This is a genomic window from Pseudomonas syringae (genome assembly GCF_021605415.1).
In the GTDB taxonomy this organism is placed as follows: domain Bacteria; phylum Pseudomonadota; class Gammaproteobacteria; order Pseudomonadales; family Pseudomonadaceae; genus Aquipseudomonas; species Aquipseudomonas syringae_S.
On sequence record NZ_WKEQ01000001.1, the window covers coordinates 257002 to 276035 of the forward strand.

Below are 19034 nucleotides of genomic sequence, written 5' to 3' on the forward strand. Positions count from 1 at the left end.
CGACATGCCTTGGGAAGTAGGCGAACCAAAGTGGGGATACGGAGGACGTTCATTTGCACCCATTGATTACTAACGTTTGCCAGTAGGAGTTCCAGCATGTCGATCCAGGTCGAAGACTATTTCGCGCGCGCTACATTCGACAAAATGAAGGCGTTCGCCGACAAGCAAGAAACCCCGTTCGTGGTGATCGATACCGCGATGATCAGCCAGGCCTACGATGACCTGCGCGCCGGTTTCGAATTCGCCAAGGTCTACTACGCCGTGAAGGCCAACCCGGCCGTTGAAATCATTGATCTGCTCAAGGAAAAAGGCTCGAGCTTCGACATCGCCTCGATCTACGAGCTGGACAAGGTGATGGATCGCGGCGTCAGCGCCGACCGTATCAGCTACGGCAACACCATCAAGAAATCCAAAGACATCCGCTACTTCTACGAGAAGGGCGTGCGTCTGTTCTCCACCGACTCCGAAGCCGACCTGCGCAACATCGCCAAGGCTGCGCCGGGTTCGAAAGTCTACGTGCGCATTTTGACCGAAGGCTCGACCACCGCTGACTGGCCACTGTCGCGCAAGTTCGGCTGCCAGACCGACATGGCCATGGATTTGCTGATCCTCGCCCGTGACTTGGGCCTGGTGCCTTACGGCATCTCGTTCCACGTCGGTTCGCAACAGCGCGACATCAGCGTCTGGGACGCGGCGATCGCCAAGGTCAAAGTGATCTTCGAACGCCTGAAAGAAGAAGACGGCATCCACCTCAAGCTGATCAACATGGGTGGTGGCTTCCCGGCCAACTACATCACCCGCACCAACAGCCTGGAAACCTACGCCGAAGAAATCATCCGCTTCCTGAAAGAAGACTTCGGCGATGACCTGCCGGAAATCATTCTGGAGCCGGGTCGTTCGCTGATCGCCAACGCTGGCATTCTGGTCAGTGAAGTGGTGCTGGTTGCGCGTAAATCCCGCACCGCCGTCGAGCGCTGGGTTTACACGGATGTGGGCAAGTTCTCCGGCCTGATTGAAACCATGGACGAAGCGATCAAGTTCCCGATCTGGACCGAGAAAAAAGGCGAGATGGAAGAAGTCGTCATCGCCGGCCCAACCTGCGACAGCGCCGACATCATGTACGAGAACTACAAGTACGGTTTGCCGCTGAACCTGGCGATTGGCGATCGCCTGTACTGGTTGTCGACCGGTGCGTACACCACCAGCTACAGCGCGGTTGAGTTCAATGGCTTTCCACCGTTGAAATCGTTCTACGTGTAATCGGCATCGCTGAGTAAAAAGGCCCATTGAATGGGCCTTTTTTATTTTTTCAGCCAGTTTTCGAAGTGATTCAACATTTGCGAAAGCTCTCCAGCATCCTCCAGAGCCGCTTCGATCTTGAAATTCAGCAGGCCCATGGTGGTCATATTTTCCGTTTGCATCAGATCTGTGCTCAAGCCATTTGCACGCTGCGATACATTCCTGACGAATACGCCCATCTGGGTATTCAGCGGTACAAAATCATTGAAGAGTTTAGCAATATCGGCCTGATACTCAGCAGCCCTGATGATGGGGTCTGAAGAAGAGTATGGAATGTCCCACGCAGGTGTCGTGGCAGCATTCCTGAACAACTCTTGCGCGACAGTCGGTTGTGGATGACAGGCACACGACTGCCAACCCATTATCTTGATAAATGCCGCGTTCAGTCCAAATGATGCCTCGCCCAGTATGTCAATCATGCCCTCCGTTGGAGTAATTGCTCCGCTCACGCTCCAGAAACAATTGCCCAATTGGTGAACCAATGCTCTGGGACTAGAAGGTGGAGACGGTCCCCAGTTTGTGGTGCGATACAGACTGTAGCTTCTTACATCAACTTGACTGACAGGCTCGCGTTTCGATGTTCTCTGCATTATTTCCAAAGATTCACGTCCAAACGTCTCCAGGTCACTCAAGTAACGACTGACCAAACTCCGTATTTCTCCAATCCGCGCCCAGTGCCCCTGCAGATAATGTTCATAAATGGGAACGCGATTCAGGCGCGTATCCCAGGGCAGCTCTGCGCGTTGATGGCCACTTTTCCGACGTGCCTCAAATACCACTGGCGTGTTGTCGTAGGTCGGTATCAACATACCAAGCCAACGGGTATAGCGATCCAGCACCTGGCGCTGCTGTGCCGAAAACTCGTTATTTACTGAGTTCATATTCCCTGTGCAGGAAGTGGGCGAGTGAACGCCCACTTCATCACCTCCATGTTATTGAGAAATGGTTTTCAGAACGGTAACGGCTTCGGTAATCCGGGCAATTGCAGCATCCGCCCGATCCTCCACTGGCACCGAAGTATCTTGGGTGAACTCACTAGAGAGCAGATCAAAGTAGTTGATCAGACTGGCGAATTCAGTGCCGTATTTCGAGCGTTCGTCGTCCAGTTCGTCCAATGTGGTGACCAACTCGATGCGTCCAACAATCCGGGTAATAGCGTTGACGAGCTTTTGCACCTGAGCGCGCATTTCAACTGCTTTTTCACTGAGTCGACGATACGCAGCCAGCATATTGAGATAAGAAATCGCCTCACCAATACCGGAAATCAGTTTTTTCAGGGTATCAATAGCCAACAGGGCGACTTGAACCTGCGGAGGAGCCAGACCTAATGCCTTGAGGTTATCAAGCGATAACTGGGCTTCCTGGCCGATTTTCTCGATACCCGCTTTGGCGATCAGATCAATCGCATCGGAAATAGACTTCATCTCTGCGGTGAAGGCGGCAACTTTCTCTTCGGATTGAGTCTTGAGTTCCTCGGTACTGGCACGTTCATCTTCCAGCTTGACGATCCACTCTGCGGATGCCATGCGGTCATAGGCTGCACCAATACTCTTGTGGATACTTTTAAAATCCTTAGTTTGCGCAGTGACTTTAGCGCAAAGATCTTTCAGTTCCGCCTCCATGTCTTCGCGCACCTCTTCCGCATCCTCGGGAGAGCTCAACTCGGCCTGATAGGATTTTAGTTTCTTCTCGGACTGCACCATGCTGATGCTTAGCTTCTGCGCATTGTCGCGCAGCTCAAAAGTTGCCTTGTTCACAGCCAGTGCGACACCGTTCATGGCGCCGACAGTGCCGGGCATGTAGTCGAACTGTTCAAAGAGCATTTGCGCGGTAGTGTTCAGTCGCTGCACGGAGGCATTGTGCCCGCGCAGGTTGGACATATTGAACGCTGGCTCGACAGCATTGATCGACAAACTATGCATTACAGCGCCACTCCGCATCGACACATTATTTTTTTCATATTCTTTATCGGCTTCTGCAAACACTGCCAGCAACTGGTCGGCACTGGACTTGATTTGCTGCCAAGGCTCGATGATGTCCATGATCTGATTCTTGAATCGGCGCAACGAAGCGGCCTCATCGATTTTGTCGACCTCGACAATCGAGGCACCGACATAATCACTGAGTGCGTTCCAGACCAGCATGAGGTTCTGCGTTGCTACTTCAGCTTCGATCGCAACATAACTAAGGTTTTGCAGATCATCACGGACTTTATTCAACGAACTCAGCGTCTGATTCTTGCTGGCCATTTTCTGATTATCTGCCTGCTGCAACTGCTTCAACGCATTACGTTCATGGCGTATTTTTTCAGCTTTGACCCCCTGATAGATAGCCATGACCAGGCCACCAATATTTAGACCCGCCGCAGCCTTGATCGCGTCTTGAACCAGCTTTTCATATTGCTTGTTCAGTTCATCGATTTCAGCGGAGCGCTGATCCATCTGGCCTTGCAAATCTTTGATGTCGGCCGCGTAGGTATTTCTGGAAACGAACTCCAGTCGCAACTTGATTTCCGGTAGAACAGTTGCGCGCATATCAATGCCGAAACTGTCCAGCTCCCCGCGCACTTGTTCGGCTTTTTGATGGCAAAGCCTGATTTTTGTCAGCAGGTCATTCAGGTAGCTGCGAATATCGGCGATATCGCCCGGCGACAGATCAAGATCAGGCAGCCCTGGCATCTGCTGTTGAAGTTTCAGATATTCCTCAACGGTGGAAATATCATGTTCTTCCAGATATTTAGAGGCTTTCAGTTCTTCGTACACTTCGACAATGGCTGTACCAGTCCTGATGATGCTGCCAGCAAAAATCTTCAAATCATTGCCCGTCAGCATGACTTTCTCGCGCAGAGGCGACCAGCGTCGTGCATGCTGATAGGTCATTTTGAATGTGCGCAAAAAGTCTTCAGCGGTGCGTCCCACGCCACCGTTGTCACCGGAACCATAGTTAAGATAGGCAATGACGTCGTTCAGTTGAATCGGCAGGGACAAGCCCAGGGTTTCATATTTCCTCAGGCTGATTATTTGCTCTTTGGTCAACTGGATACCCGTTTCCCGATCGTAGTCTTCGCCCTCACCCAACGATGCATTCACAAACAGCATTGGCGCTTTTGCAGCGGCCTCGATCACCTTGTCATTCATCTTGTCGTCCATTGAGACTCCCTGTCATCTTCGGAATTTTATATTGATTAGTTTCATTTTCGATAGTTACGAGCTACTAAAAACCGCAGCAATAACGAGAACAACCTTAGTGCGATAAAAGCCGCACACACAAGCCATCAAATATTAAATTTCAAGACAATGAACATTGCAATCGACTACTTCACAAAGACTTCAAGACCAGCAACCAGCAACGATTGAACTTCTACTAATAAAAACCAGCAACAACTGGACATTTCAAATCGCTACGAACAGACAGTAACTAAAGAACTTCACCGACCTAGTAACTGACTCAACCGCAGCTTATACACTTCTACCATTTCACGGATTCGAGGATGATGGGCACCTGACAATGATTCAATGCTGGCCCGCAAGAAGTTCACGTTGCCGCCGGCGAGTGCCTTGTGCAACCAATCCAGCGCTTCGTCGATCTGCCCCTCCTCGGCCAATACTGCCGCATAGCTGAACTGTCCACGAAAATCGCCGGCCTCTGCCGAGCGTCGATACCACCCACGAGCCGCGAATCTGTCCTGAGGGCAGAAATGCCCTTCCTCCAGATAACGGCCGAACAGGTTCATGGATTTCGCGTGCCCCTGCTCCGCAGCGCGACGATATAACGCCAAAGCTTGCGACGGGTTCTCTGTCGTTCCGCGCCCGGTAGCAAGCAAATTGGCCAGGTTGTACATCGCCCAATCCAGCCCCGCTTGCGCCGCGATACGGTAATGACTTGCGGCTAACGCAGCATCCGCCGCGCAACCCCAGCCATGCTCATGGCAGCGGCCGAGCATGTTGCGCGACATCAGGTGGCCTTGGCCGGCAGCAATCGCGAACCAGCGCAGCGCCAGCGGTTGGTCCTGCGCGATGCCTCGGCCATCGAGCAGAATCTGCCCAAGCAAGGCCTGCGCCTCGACAATGCCCTCACCTGCTGCCAGCACTATTGCCTGCGCTGCACGGCCCGGGCTTTCTTCGAGCATGGCACGCAGTTGATCGCCGTCGAGGACTTCCTCGCGGCGCAATCGAAAGTCCGTCACTTACACCTCGACCCAGCGGCGCAACAGGTTGTGATAAGTGCCAGTGAGACGGATCAGCGAAGGGTGATCGGGCATGTCTTGAGTGAGCTCACGAATTGCGCCGTCCATTTCGAACAGCAAGGCGCGCTGGCTGTCTTCACGCACCAGGCTTTGCGTCCAGAAAAACGATGCATACCGTGCGCCACGGGTGACCGCGTTGACCTTGTGCAGGCTGGTGCCGGGGTAAAGCACCATGTCACCGGCGGGCAGTTTGATTCGTTGCGTGCCGAAGGTGTCCTGGATTTCCAGTTCGCCGCCGTCGTAGTCCTCGGGCTCGCTGAAGAACAGCGTGGCGGACAGATCCGTGCGCACACGTTCGATGCTGCCCTTGGGCTGGCGCACGGCATTGTCGATGTGGAAATCGAAGCTGCCGCCGGCCGTGTAACAGTTCAGTAACGGCGGGAATACTTTGTGCGGCAGTGCTGCAGACATGAATTGCGGGTTCTGCCACAAGCGTTCAAGCATCGCTGCGCCGATCTCCTTGGCCAATGGATGGCCTTCGGGCAATTGCAAATTGTGCTTGGCCTTGGCCGATTGATAGCCGGCGGTGATTTTGCCATCGGCCCAATCCGCCTGTTCCAGAGCCTCTCGAATGCGCTGCACTTCTTCTTTCGCGAACAAGCCTTGGATGTGCAGCAACATGGCAAAGCACCAGATGACAAAGGGATGCCAATGGTATTGATTCTTATTGATCGTGTAAAACCCATGGGACGGATGAATCAGTAAAAACCGTAAGGTCAAATTGTAAAGAATGTAAATTCAGTACAAATAGCAATATTTCGCAATTGATACACATACCTGTTTAGCCTATATTTCGCCGCCTCAAATCCTTGGGGAGGGGAATAAAAATGTCACGCCAATCAGCACAATTGCCGGTCAGTACACCTCGTTTGCTCGCGTCTGCCATCGGCGTCGCGATCAGTGCCGGCTCCGCTGGTCACATGGTTTTTGCCGCAGAAAAAACCGACAGCAAAACCTCCGGTAATACGATTTCTCTGGATGCCACCGCCATCACTGGCGAAGCCCAGGACGCGACTTCGTATCAAGTTGAAAAAGCCTCCTCCCCCAAGTACACCGCGCCACTGGTCGACACGCCGCGCTCGGTCACCGTTATTCCGCAACAGGTGCTCAAAGACACCGGCGCCCTGAACATGCAGGACGCGTTGCGTACTGTCCCGGGCATCACCTTTGGTGCCGGTGAAGGCGGCAACCCACAGGGCGACCGTCCGTTCATCCGTGGTTTCGACGCCCAGGGCGACATCTACCTCGACGGCGTGCGCGACACCGGCTCGCAAAGCCGCGAAATCTTCGCAGTCGAAAACATCGAAGTCAGCAAGGGCCCGAACTCCGCCATCGGCGGTCGTGGCGCGGCGGGTGGCAGCATCAACCTGGTGAGCAAGAAAGCGCACTTGGGCAATTCGTTCGACGGCGGCTTCACTTACGGCTCCGACCAGACCCAGCGCTACACCCTGGATGGCAACTACCAGTTCAGCGACACCGCTGCTGGCCGTCTGAACCTGATGAGCCACGAAAGCAACGTCGCCGGCCGCGACAAGGTCGATTACGACCGTTGGGGCATCGCGCCGTCCCTGGCGTTTGGCCTGGGCACCGACACCCGCGTTAATCTTGATTACTACCATCTCGAAAGCAACGACACACCCGACTCGGGCATCCCCTACTCGATCCCGACGGCTGGTTCGGCTGCGCGCACCAAGTCCAATCCGGACAAACCTGACGCCGGCGGCGATCACAACAATTTCTATGGTCTGGATCGCGATTTCCGCAAGGGCCGCACCGACACCGCGACCTTCGCCATCGAGCACGACCTGAGCGACGCCCTGACGATCAAGAACACCCTGCGCCACGGCACCAGCATGCAGGATTACATCCTGACCCAGCCGGATGACAGCAAGGGCAACGTCAACAACGGCAGCGTCTGGCGTCGTGCGAACACGCGCGTCAGCAACACCGAAACCACCACTAACCAGACCGACCTGTTCGGCAATTTCTATGTGGCCGGTTTCAAGAACAACTTCTCCACAGGTGTCGAGTACACCCGTGAGCAAAGCCAGAAGTCCTCGTACAACGTCAACACCGACACCACGCCGCGCACTTCCGCTGTAACCACCAACTGCAACCCGGGCCTGATCGGCGCGGCGAGCGGCTACAACTGCACCTCGCTGTCGAACCCGAACCCGAACGATCCGTGGAACGGTGCGATCTCGCGTAACTACGCCGGCACCGACACCCAGGCCGACACGTACGCGCTGTATGTGTTCGACACCCTGGAGTTGTCCGAGCAATGGCTGGTGAACATGGGCCTGCGTTACGACCACTTCGACACCCAGTACAAAACCTACACCGCCGCCGGCGCCACCACGTCGAAGGGCGATGACACCAGCGAGTTCGTCACCGGCCAGTTCGGCGTGGTCTACAAACCGGCCGAGAACGGCAGCATCTATGCGTCTTATGCCACCTCGGCCACACCGCCGGGCAACACCTTGGGTGAAGGCCAGGAAGGCAATCCGCTGGGCGGAACTCCGGATCGCAGCGGCAATCTGCTGAGCAGCGACATGGAGCCGGAAACCACCAAGAACTACGAGATCGGCACCAAGTGGGATCTGTTGAATGATCGCCTGTCCCTGACCGCCGACATCTTCCGCACCGAGAAAGAAAACGCTCGCGTGCAGGTCGACACCTCATCGTATGAAAACGCCGGCAAGACCCGCGTACAAGGTCTCGAACTGTCGGCCAGCGGCAAGCTCACTGACAAATGGCAGGTGTTCGCCGGTTACGCCTACATGGACAGCGAACAAGTCGACGGCGGCCCGCTGGGCAGAGCCAACGATGGCAACGAACTGCCAAACACACCGAAGAACAGCGCCAGCCTGTGGACCACTTATCAAGTCACGCCGAAGCTGACCATCGGTGGCGGTGCGTTCTACGTCGATGACGTGTTCGGCAGCGTGGCGAACACCACCATGGTCGACTCGTACGTCCGCTACGACGCGATGGCGGCTTACAAGCTGACCAAGAACGTCGACCTGCAACTTAACGTGCAGAACCTGACTGACGAAAACTATTACGACAAAGCCTTCTCGACCCACTTCGCCAACCAGGCGGCGGGCCGTACGGCACTGCTGAGCACCAATTTCCACTTCTAATCGATGCACTAAATGTGGGAGCGGGCTTGCTCGCGAAGGCGCAATGTCAATCAACCTAGATGTTTCTGACAGAACGCATTCGCGAGCAAGCCCGCTCCCACACGACGTCAATTGAAAGTCTGGCCCCGTTCATTCACTGAACGGGGCTTTTGTGCGTAATAAAGAACGTTTCTCGATAACCCACGGCATAATGCTCGCCGTGATGATCAACCCGAACGGACAAGGCTAGCGACGTGTTCAAGAAAACCCTGTTCCAGTTGCACTGGTTTTTCGGCATCACCGCCGGACTGGTGCTGGCCCTGATGGGCATTACCGGCGCCACTTATTCGTTCCAGGACGAAATCCTGCGGGCGATGAATCCTTCGGTGCTGACGGTTGAAAAGCAGGTCGCCGGCGTCCTGCCTCCGGTTGAACTGGTGGAACGCATCGAAGCCTCGTCCGGCAAGAAAGTCTCCATGCTCTGGGTCGAAACCGACAGCGGCCATGCCGCGCGCGTGTTCTTCACCCCTCCAAAAGGCGAACGCCGTGGTGAAATGCGCTACTTCAATCCGTATAACGCCGAATTCATGGGCGATGCCACCGGCCAGGATTTCTTCGGCCTGATGCTGCGATTGCACCGTTTCCTTGCGATGGGTGACACCGGTCGCAACATCACCGGCGCATGCACGTTGATTCTGTTGTTTTTCTGCCTCTCCGGGCTGTATCTGCGCTGGCCGCGCCAGTGGAACAGCTGGCGCGTGTGGCTGACCCTGGACTGGAAGAAAAAGGGCCGCGCCTTCAATTGGGATCTGCATTCGGTGGCCGGCACCTGGTGTTTGCTGGTGTATCTGCTGCTGGCGTTGACCGGGTTGTCCTGGTCTTACGAGTGGTACAACAAAGGCCTGACCAGACTGCTTTCCGATTCGCCGCAAAACGAACGCGTGCGCGGCGGTCGCGGCCCGGCACCCGAAGGCCCGGCGCCTACCGCCGATTACGCGGCGATGTGGAGCAGCATCTACAGCGCCGCCGGCCCGGGCCTGTCCGCCTACAACATCCGCATGCCAGCCGTGGCCGGCCAACCGGCGACCGTGTTCTATCTGCTCGACAGCTCGCCCCATGATCGCGCGCTGAACCAGATCACCCTCGACCCGGCCACCGGCATCGTCAAACGTGTCGACCGCTACGCCGACAAGAGCTTCAAGGCGCAACTGCTGACCAGCATTTATGCGCTGCACGTCGGCAGCTATTTCGGCCTCGTCGGGCGGATCATCATCACCGTTGCAGCTGTTTGCATGCCGTTGTTCTTCATCACGGGCTGGTTGCTTTACCTCGACCGCCGACGCAAGAAAAAACAGATCAAAGACGCCCGCAAAGGCTTCGATCAACCGGCCGGCGACACCCCGGCATGGCTGATCGGGTTTGCCAGTCAGAGCGGGTTCGCGGAGCAACTGGCCTGGCAGACCGCCGGCCAATTGCAGGCCGCCGGGTTGCCGGTCAAGGTACAGCCGCTGGCGAATGTCAGCGAACAGCATCTGCGTGAATCGAGCACCGCGCTGTTTGTCGTCAGCACTTTCGGCGACGGCGAAGCACCCGACAGCGCGCGTGGATTTGAACGCAACGTGCTGGCCAAGGCTTCGGCACTCGACAGTTTGAATTACGCGGTGCTGGGTCTCGGCGACCGTCAGTATCAACACTTCTGCGGCTTCGCTCGCCGTCTGCATCAATGGCTGAGCGAACACGGCGGCAAAACCCTGTTCGCCCCCGTCGAAGTCGACAGCGGCGACCCCTACGCCCTGCGTCACTGGCAAACCCAATTGGGCCTGCTTACCGGGCAAGCGCCGGCCGACACTTGGCAGGCACCCAGCTACGACAGCTGGACGCTGGTGCGCCGCGAACTGATGAACCCCGACAGCAGCGGCTCACCGGTTTACCTGCTCGGTTTGAGCGCACCGAACACCAGCAGTTGGCTGGCCGGCGACCTGGTGGAAGTACTGCCGCGCAATTGCCCGTGGGTCATCGAACACTTCCTCGACGGCCTGGGCATTCGTGGCGAAACCCTGGTGAACATCAACGGCCTCGAAGAACCGCTGGACGTCGCCCTCGCCTCCCGTCAATTGCCAGAACACCGGGCTCATCTGGTCGGCCTGCATGCCCAGGCACTGGTCGATGCGATGGTGCCGCTGGCCATGCGCGAATACTCGATCGCCTCCATCGCTGCCGATGGCGTGCTGGAACTGATCGTGCGTCAGGAACAACACACCGATGGCAGCCTTGGCGTCGGCTCCGGCTGGCTCACCGAACACGCGCCCGTCGGCGGCAGCATCAGCCTGCGGGTTCGGCGCAACAGCGGTTTCCATCTGCCAAACGAGCCGGTGCCGATGATTTTAGTGGGTAACGGCACCGGCCTGGCGGGGTTGCGCAGCCTGCTCAAGGCGCGGATTGCCTTGGGGCAGCAGCGGCATTGGTTGCTGTTTGGCGAGCGTAATCGTGAACAGGATTTTCTCTGCCGTGCAGAGCTGGAAGAGTGGTTGATCAATGGCGATCTGGAGCGACTCGATCTGGCGTTTTCTCGCGATCAGTCGGAGAAAATCTACGTGCAGGATCGCCTTCGTGAATCGGCTGCTGAACTGAAGAAATGGCTGGCTGACGGCGCGGTGATCTACATCTGCGGGAGTTTGCAGGGCATGGCTTCAGGGGTCGATCAGGTGCTTAACGACGTGCTGGGGGCTGATGAGGTTGAACGCTTGATCGAGCAAGGCCGCTATCGTCGCGACGTGTATTGATTACATTTTGTTGCGTTGCGGGGGATTGCCCTCACCCTAACCCTCTCCCAAAGGAAGAGGGCGGGGGTGAGGGGCTTTGGATTTTCAACCATGTTTCACACCGGTTGCAGCTTCTGCTCAAACACCGCCACCCCATCCAGATCCCGCAACACCACACTCATCTCCCCACTCTGCCCTTCAATATTCACCTCGCCAAAAAACTGAAACCCGGCAAACGGCGAGGTGTTCTGCGCGGGCGGCGCCTTCTCGAACACCACCTGCGGTCCAAACGTTTTATCCAACGGATTCGGCCCGAAACTCCCGGCATTCAGCGGCCCGGCAACAAACTCCCAGAACGGCTCGAAATCCTGAAACGCCGCGCGATCCGGGTGGTAGTGATGCGCGGCGCAGTAGTGCACATCCGCTGTCAGGAAAACGAAATTGCGCACCTGTTGCGCCCGCAGAAAACCCAGCAGTTCTGCCACTTCCAGCTCCCGTCCCTGCGCCGGGCCAGGGTCGCCGTTGGCCACCGCTTCCCAACGCGCCACACCGGGACTGACTTCGCCGTCGGGTACGCCGAGGCCGATGGGCATGTCGGCGGCGATGATTTTCCATTGCGCGGTCGAAGCCTTCAAACCTTGCTTGAGCCAGTCCAGTTGCTCGCGTCCAAGAAAGGGTTTCGCCGCGCCGAGGTTGTCGTCGTTGGCCTCGCGATAACTGCGCATGTCGAGCACGAACACATCGAGCATCGGCCCATAACTCAGCTTGCGATAAATCCGCCCGCCAGCGTCCGCAGCCTGCAAACGCATTGGTGCGTACTCGAGCCAGGCCTGGCGTGCGCGACCGACCAGTCTGTTAATATTTTTCTCTCGGTAGCGCTCGTCGAGCTGTTTGCCCGGTGACCAGTTGTTGACCACTTCGTGGTCGTCCCATTGCCAGATCTGCGGCACTTCGGCGTTGAAGCGACGGATGTTTTCGTCCATCAGGTTGTAGCGATAGTTACCGCGATATTCATCGAGGGTTTCGGCGACTTTGCTTTTGGCTTCGCTGGTGACGTTGCGCCACACCCGGCCGTTTTCGGTGGTGAGTTGCGCCGGCACCGGGCCGTCGGCGTAGATGGTGTCGCCGCTGTGGATGAAGAAGTCCGGCAAGCGCAAACGCATGGCTTCGTAGATGCGCATGCCACCGATGTCCGGGTTGATGCCGAAGCCCTGGCCGACGGTGTCGCCGCTCCACACAAAACGAATGTCGCGCCGTGCCGACGGCACGCTGCGCAGATGGCCGAACCACGGTTCACTGGCAACACCGGTCTGGGCGTCTTCGAAATGCAGGCGATAGAAAATCGCCTGATCGGCGGGCAGGCCAGTGATCTCGACACGGGCGGTGAAGTCGGTGCGGGCATCAGCCAGTGGCGACACAAAACGGCGGGGATTGCTGAACAGGCTGCGGGTGTCCCACTCCACCACCATCCGCGCGGGACGGTCGCTGCGGCTCCAGATCATCGCGCGGTCGCCGAGCAAGTCGCCCGATTGCACGCCGTCAGTAAGTTGCGGGCGATCCTTGACCGAGGCAATCACTGCCGGCGCCAGCCCCGGCAGCAACAGCCCGGCGCCCACGGCTTGCATGACACGGCGACGGCCGAGATTGAATTCGCTCATGGGTGTTTTCCCTGAAAAAAGGAAAACTAAAACATGCCCATATGAACCGGGAATGACATCCGCCACACCACCAACCAAATGTGGGAGCGGGCTTGCTCGCGAAGGCGTCGTGTCAGTCGAATTAACCTTCGCTGATACACCGCTTTCGCGAGCAAGCCCGCTCCCACAGGGTTTCGGTGTCAGGCTTTGGCGGGTTCCAGCGCCAACTCCACCGCTTCGGGGCGTTTAATCGTCGCGTAAACCACCGCCGTCACCAGACTCCCCGCGACAATCGCCAGCAGATACAACAACGCATGGTTGATCGCATTCGGAATCGCCAGCACAAACAAACCACCGTGCGGCGCCATCAGTTTGCAGCCGAAATACATCGACAATGCACCGGTCAGCGCGCCACCGGCAATGCTCGCCGGAATCACCCGCAACGGATCTTTCGCCGCAAACGGAATCGCCCCTTCGGAGATGAAGCACAACCCCAGCACAAACGCCGCTTTACCGGCCTCGCGCTCGGTCTGGGCGAACTTGCGTCGAGCGATAAATGTGGCGATGCCCAAGCCAATCGGCGGCACCATACCGGCCGCCATGGTCGCAGCCATCGGTGCATAACTTTGTGACGCGAGCAGCCCGACCGAGAACGCATACGCGGCTTTGTTGATCGGTCCGCCGAGGTCGACGCACATCATGCCGCCGAGCAACACGCCGAGCAGTATCGCGTTAGTGGTGCCCATGCTATCGAGGAAATGCGTGAGCGCCGCGAGCATGTCCGCCACCGGCTTGCCGACCACGTAAATCATCACCAGGCCGGTGATCAGGCTGGCGACCAACGGGATGATCAGGATCGGCTTCAGCGCTTCAAGGCTTTGCGGCAGCTTCACATAGCGACTGATGGCTTTGGCGGCGTATCCGGCAATGAACCCGGCGATGATCCCGCCAATGAAACCGGCGCTCAATGCACTCGCCAGCATGCCGCCAATCATCCCCGGCGCAAGGCCCGGACGGTCGGCAATCGAATAGGCGATGTAACCGGCCAACAGCGGCACCATCAACTTGAACGCGGTTTCACCACCGATCTGCATCAGTGCCGCCGCCAGCGTGCCTTCTTCCTTGAACGCGGTGATGCCGAACACGAACGACAACGCAATCATCAAACCGCCCGCTACCACCATCGGCAACATGAACGACACACCGGTCAGCAGGTGTTTGTAGACGCCGGTTTTCTCTTGCTTGGCCGGCGCCTTGCCGTCGCTCGCGGCGCTTTCCTGCCGGCCTTCGGCGAGGGCTTTGTTCAGCGTGGCTTCGGATTGCTTCAACGCAATGCCGGTGCCGCAACGGTAAATTTTCTTGCCGGCGAAACGCTCGGTAGCGACTTCGATGTCGGCTGCCAACAGCACCACGTCCGCTTCGGCAATCGCTGCCGCGCTCAGCGGATTGCGCGCACCGACCGAGCCCTGGGTTTCCACTTGCAGCTCATAGCCAAGACGTTTGGCGGCTTGCTGCAAAGCCTCGGCGGCCATGAACGTGTGGGCAACGCCGGTCGGGCACGCCGTGACGGCGACCAGGCGCGGAGCGCTCGTGGAAGTGGCAACAGGCTCAGCCTCAGAGGCGACATAAATTTCGGCCTCTTCAGCGCCACGGCGCAGCACCGCCTCGACGTCCTGCAACGCTTGCGCCGGGGCAATCTGGAAGACACGCTTGCCGATAAACCGGGTCTTGTCCACCGCACCGGTGGCGACCAACAACACCCACTCCGCCGCTTCTATCGTTGCTGCCGATAACTCACGTTCCGGGTGCGCCGCATCGACGACTTCAACACTGGTGCTCCAACCCTGACGCTGGGCGGCGGCATCAAGCAACCGCGCGCACAGCACGCTGGTGACCATGCCGTTCGGGCAAGCCGTAACAATGGCTAACTTCATGACAAACCCTCTTATTGTTCTGTCAGGGGGCGTACGCGCACACCCTGTTCGAGCGGCGCCAAGTGCGCGGCGTCGTTGATGCCGAAACCGATCTGCGTCACCGCCAGCGCGGCAATCGCCGTGGCCGTGCGCAGGGTTTGCTCGGGCGTGTCGGCGCTGAGCAACCCATGGAGCATGCCCGCAAGCAATGAATCCCCGGCACCGACGGTGCTGGCGACCGTGACCTTCGGCGGGGTGGCGTGCAGCGCCGAGCCGACGCTGAACCAGTTCACACCGTCGGCACCGTGGGAAATCACCACATGCTCGATGCCTTGAGCGTGCAGCCGACTGGCCGCTTCGGCCTGCGCCACGCGGGAAACGGTTTCGCAACCCAGTGCATCGGCGAGTTCTTCGGTGTTCGGTTTGATCAGCCACGGACTGGCCTGAAGCGCGACGCGCAAGGCTTCGCCGCTGGTGTCGAGTGCGACTTTCAAGCCGAGGCCGTTCAAGCGCTCGATCAACTCACGCAACCACTGCGCACTGACGCCGCGCGGCAGGCTTCCGGCGACGACCACGGCGTCATGGCCCGGTGCGATCTGTACCAGACGATCCAGTAAATCCTGCTGGGCCGCTGCACTGACCACCGGCCCCGGACCGTTGATGTCGGTAATGCGTCCATCGTGCTCGGCGACTTTAATGTTGCTGCGAGTCTCGCCCGGCACGCGGATAAACGCATCGACGAAACCACGCTTGGCGAACAGGGTTTCGAACGCTTGCAGGTTGTCCTCGCCGAGAAAGCCGCTGACGGTCACCTGATGGCCAAGGTCGGCGAGCACTTGCGCGACGTTGACGCCTTTGCCGGCGGCGTGGGTGTGCATTTCGTCGCTGCGGTTGACCTGACCGGGCGCCAGTTGCGCCAACTCTACGGTGAGATCCAGCGCCGGATTGAGGGTCAGGGTAAGAATCCTGGCCATTACAAAGCCTCCACTAATGCGCGCACGTCGTTGGCGCTGCCCACGGCCAAAGCCTGTTGAGCGAGAGTTTTCACCGAGGTGAGGCTGAGTTCACGAACCCGTGCCTTGACCTCGGCAATGCTGCGGCCCGACACGCTCAACTCATCCACGCCGAGGCCGACCAGTACCGGCACCGCCAGCGGATCCGCCGCCAGTTCGCCGCACACGCCGACCCATTTGCCATGGGCATGGGCGGCGCGCACGGTGATGTCGATCAGTTGCAGCACGGCCGGATGCAAACCATCGGCCTGAGCCGATAGGGTCGGATGACCACGGTCGATGGCCAGGGTGTATTGGGTCAGGTCGTTGGTGCCGACACTGAAGAAGTCGACCTCTTTGGCCAGCACCGGCGCCAGTAATGCGGCGGACGGCACTTCGATCATGATCCCCAGTTGCAGATCGGCGACGGGAATTTCCAGACGCAGACGCTCGGTCATGTCACGCGCCTGACGCCATTCTTCGACGCTGCCGACCATCGGGAACATGATCCGCAACGGACGGTTGTCGGCAGCCCGCAGCAAGGCGCGCAATTGCGCTTCCATGATCTGCGGGCGCTGCAAGGTCAGGCGAATCCCGCGCACACCGAGGAACGGGTTTTCTTCCTTGGCGATCGGCCAATACGGCAGCGGTTTGTCGCCGCCGACATCGAGGGTGCGTACCACCAGCGGCCGACCGGCGAGGCCGTCAAGAACCTTGCGGTATTCGGCTTCCTGAGTCGCTTCGTCCGGCGCCTGTGGATGGGCCATGAAAATCAGTTCGGTGCGCAGCAGACCGATGCCTTCGGCGCCCTGCTCCACCGCGCTGATCACGCCCGCGCTTTCGCCTATGTTGGCGAACACTTCCACGGCGTGACCATCGGTGGTGTGGGCCGGTAAATGCCGCTGTTCGGCGGCAGCTTTGAGACGCTGCTCACGGGTGTCGCGTTCTTCCGTGGCCCGTTGCAGCGTTTGCGCATCGGCGTCGACGTGCAAACGACCGCGCTGGCCGTCGAGCAACAACGGCGTGCCCGGCGCCAGCAACAACACCGCCGCGCCCGCGCCGACCAGCGCCGGAATCCCTAGTGCCCGGGCGACAATGGCGCTGTGGGCAGTGGCGCCGCCGCGAGCGGTGAGAATCCCCGCCACCCGCGCCGGATCAAGCCGTGCCACGTCGGACGGACCGACTTCGTCCATCACCAGAATGTACGGTTGCTCAGGCTCGCTCGGTGTCTGCACGCCACACAGTTGCGCCAGCACGCGCCGACCGATGTCACGCAGATCCGCAGCCCGTTCAGCGAGCAAGGCGTCCTGCAGCGATTCCTGTTGTTTGGCCGCCGCCTCGATCACCGCCATCCACGCCGCTTCAGCGCTCTCGCCCTGCTTGAGGCGAGTGTCGACTTCGTCGGTGAGCTCCGGATCGTCGAGCATTTCCTGGTGGGTAATGAAAATCTCGCGGATCGCTTTGGCTTTGCTGCGTTCGATCAAGCCTTGAATGTCACGGCGCACATCGGCGAGGGCTTGTTTGAGACGCTCACGTTCGATGGCGGCGGACTCGCCACGCAATGGGTAATCGATGACGTTTTGCACTTGAATGTGCGCAGGACCAATGGCAATGCCCGGCGCGGCGGCAACCGCTTGCAACAGGCTGCCGGAACTCGGGGCGACCAGCACTTCGGCGATGTCGGCGAGCACCTCGGGCTGCTGGCTGATGGCAGGCAGCGGTTCGACTTCTTCGCCCAGGCCTTCTTCGATGGCAGCGAGCAACGCGGGCAAGGCGTCGGCGGCGATGCTCGGTTCGGCAATCAGTTCGAGTACCTGGCCGCGACGGGCACCGAGGCTCAGCAGTTTGCTCAGGCTCTTCACCGACACGGCGCTGTCGGCCCCGTCGACGATGCGCACGCGGATTTCGCCGTCAAAACTTTTCGCCAATTGCGCGAGGATCTTCGCCGGACGCGCATGCAAGCCGTGGGCGTTGGCCAGGGCAATGCGCGCGCTCGGCCAGTCGGCCGGCAGTTCGCCGCCGAGCACTTCGAGGACTTTTCGGCTGCTGGTGGCGCGGCCCAATTCGTGGCCGCGACCTTCGATCAACAGTGCGCAAAGGCGTTCGAGCAGCGCTTGATGCGCTTCGCCGAGACTGGCCAGGCAGAACAGACCGCTGAGCGGCTGACCCAGGTAACGGATTGGCTTGTCCGGTGTAACGAAGGCCAGGCCCGGGCGTTTCACGGTTTGTTCGCTGTGCAGCCACCACAAGCCATCGCCAAGCGGCAGCGCTTCGACCTGCTGCAAAATCCCGGCGAAACCATTGCTGACACAGTCAGCCTGGCGCAGCAGACGTGCACCGCGCCACACCAGTTCTTCGAAATCATCGGCAGGCACACCGAGACCGATCATCTGCGCGTCGAGCGCCAGTTCCTGCGGCGCGCCTTGCAGCAGGTTCAGCAGCGCTTCGGGCGAACTGGCGCGACGCAATGCCTGCCCCAGATCGGTCTCGCCGAGGGCACGGGTCAGCAGTTGCAGCAGGCGCAAATGTTCGTCGGACTTGGCGGCGATGCCGATGGCCAGGTACACGATCTGGCCATCGCCCCAGTCGACGCCTTCGGGAAACTGCATCAGGCGCACGCCGGTGGCGAAGACTTGCTCGCGGGTTTCAGGCGTTCCGTGAGGAATCGCAATACCTTGGCCAAGGAAGGTCGAGCCCTGTGCCTCTCGCGCCTGCAATCCGGCGAGGTATCCGTCGGCGACCAAGCCATCGGCAACCAGATGATCGGCGATTAATTGCAACGCGGCGGGTTTATCCACAGCCGACTGGGCCATGGATATCTGCTCAACAGTGAGCTCGAGCATGCGATCTCCTTTTTGGCGCAAGGCGCACCAGGTATTGTTTTGAATGGTCTCAGCCTAGACGTTTGCCAGCCCTTTTCAGGGTCTGTTTTGGCGGTTTCACGGCAGAACCGGCCAAAGGCGTCTTAAACGTAGAAAATACGCTTGCTGAAACGTTTAATCTATATTGTTGGGCACGTTACTCGATAATGTCCCATCCTTGAAGTCCAACTTGTCGGATGCG

11 protein-coding genes are annotated in these 19034 nt (G+C 58.7%); 3 read left to right on the forward strand and 8 right to left on the reverse strand.

Going from position 1 to position 19034, the window contains the following annotated elements:
- The first annotated feature begins 96 nt into the window (after nt 1–96).
- Nucleotides 97–1260: a type III PLP-dependent enzyme gene (locus GIW69_RS01205; protein WP_016986476.1), complete on the forward strand. Its 1164-nt coding sequence runs from the start codon at nt 97–99 to the stop codon at nt 1258–1260.
- 41 nt (nt 1261–1301) lie between these two features.
- Here GIW69_RS01205 and GIW69_RS01210 read toward each other — a convergent pair whose 3' ends face one another.
- The 4 genes from GIW69_RS01210 to GIW69_RS01225 form a co-directional block, all read right to left on the reverse strand.
- Entirely contained in the window at nt 1302–2180 is an 879-nt protein-coding gene (locus tag GIW69_RS01210; RefSeq protein ID WP_236480325.1) for a hypothetical protein, read from the reverse strand.
- A 51-nt stretch (nt 2181–2231) separates the two neighbouring features.
- The gene (locus tag GIW69_RS01215; RefSeq protein ID WP_236480326.1) at nt 2232–4448 is read right to left on the reverse strand and encodes an alpha-xenorhabdolysin family binary toxin subunit A; all 2217 of its coding nucleotides are present in this window, start codon (nt 4446–4448) and stop codon (nt 2232–2234) included.
- Nucleotides 4449–4726: 278 nt separating this feature from the next.
- The gene (locus GIW69_RS01220) at nt 4727–5428 is read right to left on the reverse strand and encodes a tetratricopeptide repeat protein (protein WP_236480407.1); all 702 of its coding nucleotides are present in this window, start codon (nt 5426–5428) and stop codon (nt 4727–4729) included.
- A 57-nt stretch (nt 5429–5485) separates the two neighbouring features.
- The gene (locus GIW69_RS01225; protein WP_236480327.1) at nt 5486–6166 is read right to left on the reverse strand and encodes a Fe2+-dependent dioxygenase; all 681 of its coding nucleotides are present in this window, start codon (nt 6164–6166) and stop codon (nt 5486–5488) included.
- A 206-nt stretch (nt 6167–6372) separates the two neighbouring features.
- On the opposite strand from GIW69_RS01225, the gene GIW69_RS01230 reads away from it, so the two are divergent.
- Together GIW69_RS01230 and GIW69_RS01235 are read left to right on the forward strand one after the other, a co-directional pair.
- Nucleotides 6373–8688, forward strand: coding sequence for a TonB-dependent siderophore receptor (locus tag GIW69_RS01230; protein ID WP_236480328.1), 2316 nt, complete (start codon nt 6373–6375; stop codon nt 8686–8688).
- A 233-nt stretch (nt 8689–8921) separates the two neighbouring features.
- Nucleotides 8922–11450: a sulfite reductase flavoprotein subunit alpha gene (locus GIW69_RS01235; RefSeq protein WP_236480329.1), complete on the forward strand. Its 2529-nt coding sequence runs from the start codon at nt 8922–8924 to the stop codon at nt 11448–11450.
- Nucleotides 11451–11545: 95 nt separating this feature from the next.
- Here GIW69_RS01235 and GIW69_RS01240 read toward each other — a convergent pair whose 3' ends face one another.
- From GIW69_RS01240 to ptsP, 4 genes are all read right to left on the reverse strand, one after another.
- The gene (locus GIW69_RS01240) at nt 11546–13087 is read right to left on the reverse strand and encodes an alkaline phosphatase D family protein (RefSeq protein ID WP_236480330.1); all 1542 of its coding nucleotides are present in this window, start codon (nt 13085–13087) and stop codon (nt 11546–11548) included.
- A gap of 179 nt (nt 13088–13266) precedes the next feature.
- Nucleotides 13267–15000: a PTS fructose-like transporter subunit IIB gene (locus GIW69_RS01245; protein WP_236480331.1), complete on the reverse strand. Its 1734-nt coding sequence runs from the start codon at nt 14998–15000 to the stop codon at nt 13267–13269.
- Nucleotides 15001–15011: 11 nt separating this feature from the next.
- Entirely contained in the window at nt 15012–15953 is a 942-nt protein-coding gene (gene pfkB, locus GIW69_RS01250; protein WP_236480332.1) for a 1-phosphofructokinase, read from the reverse strand.
- Nucleotides 15953–18814, reverse strand: coding sequence for a phosphoenolpyruvate--protein phosphotransferase (gene ptsP, locus GIW69_RS01255; RefSeq protein ID WP_236480333.1), 2862 nt, complete (start codon nt 18812–18814; stop codon nt 15953–15955). Before ptsP ends, pfkB begins: the two co-directional genes overlap by 1 nt.
- Nucleotides 18815–19034 lie beyond the last annotated feature (220 nt).

Excerpts from the sequence above, each read along its gene's own strand:
- GIW69_RS01220 (WP_236480407.1), bottom strand. The coding sequence starts at position 5,428 with ATGCTCGAAGAAAGCCCGGGCCGTGCAGCGCAGGCAATAGTGCTGGCA.
- GIW69_RS01215 (WP_236480326.1), bottom strand. The coding sequence starts at position 4,448 with ATGGACGACAAGATGAATGACAAGGTGATCGAGGCCGCTGCAAAAGCG.
- pfkB (WP_236480332.1), bottom strand. The coding sequence starts at position 15,953 with ATGGCCAGGATTCTTACCCTGACCCTCAATCCGGCGCTGGATCTCACC.
- GIW69_RS01245 (WP_236480331.1), bottom strand. The coding sequence starts at position 15,000 with ATGAAGTTAGCCATTGTTACGGCTTGCCCGAACGGCATGGTCACCAGC.
- ptsP (WP_236480333.1), bottom strand. The coding sequence starts at position 18,814 with ATGCTCGAGCTCACTGTTGAGCAGATATCCATGGCCCAGTCGGCTGTG.
- GIW69_RS01240 (WP_236480330.1), bottom strand. The coding sequence starts at position 13,087 with ATGAGCGAATTCAATCTCGGCCGTCGCCGTGTCATGCAAGCCGTGGGC.
- GIW69_RS01225 (WP_236480327.1), bottom strand. The coding sequence starts at position 6,166 with ATGTTGCTGCACATCCAAGGCTTGTTCGCGAAAGAAGAAGTGCAGCGC.
- GIW69_RS01210 (WP_236480325.1), bottom strand. The coding sequence starts at position 2,180 with ATGAACTCAGTAAATAACGAGTTTTCGGCACAGCAGCGCCAGGTGCTG.
- GIW69_RS01205 (WP_016986476.1), top strand. The coding sequence starts at position 97 with ATGTCGATCCAGGTCGAAGACTATTTCGCGCGCGCTACATTCGACAAA.
- GIW69_RS01230 (WP_236480328.1), top strand. The coding sequence starts at position 6,373 with ATGTCACGCCAATCAGCACAATTGCCGGTCAGTACACCTCGTTTGCTC.